This is a genomic window from Altererythrobacter sp. MTPC7, from assembly GCF_042851395.1.
Classification (GTDB): Bacteria; Pseudomonadota; Alphaproteobacteria; order Sphingomonadales; family Sphingomonadaceae; genus CAJXSN01.
In genome coordinates this window covers 1-402 of record NZ_BTGS01000058.1, presented here as the reverse complement: position 1 = coordinate 402, position 402 = coordinate 1, and the positions used below count along the sequence as shown (strand labels likewise).

Sequence of the window (402 nt, the reverse complement as noted above, 5' to 3'; positions counted from 1 at the left end):
AACACGGCACGCCCGCCGTTCGCTCATCCCGTGGCATGCCTCGAGATGAGCAACCGCTTCACGCTTCGCGGCGGGCGTCAGAACTTTTTTGCCAGAAGATCCTTCAGTGCAGCCTTGTCCAGCATCGCGTCGGCCAGCAACCGCTTGAGCTTGGCGTTCTCGCTCTCCAGCTCCTTGAGCCGCCGGGCATCGGATACCTCCAGCCCGCCATACTTCGACTTCCAGTTGTAGATCGTCGCTTCCGAAACCCCGTGCCGCCGAGCCAGGTCAGTGGTCTTCGCTCCCGCCTCCGCCTCCTTGAGCACGCCGATGATCTGCTCTTCGGTGAACCTCCTTCTCTTCATCTCGTCCGTCCTTCTGCCAGGGCCGGACTCTAATCATACTTGGAGGAAAATCAGGGGG

1 pseudogene is annotated in these 402 nt (G+C 60.9%); it reads right to left on the bottom strand.

Annotated features, from left to right (window positions below):
• Window positions 1-344: pseudogene (locus tag ACGHJ7_RS14815) on the bottom strand (transposase); the annotation flags it as partial.
• Window positions 345-402: the final 58 nt, after the last annotated feature.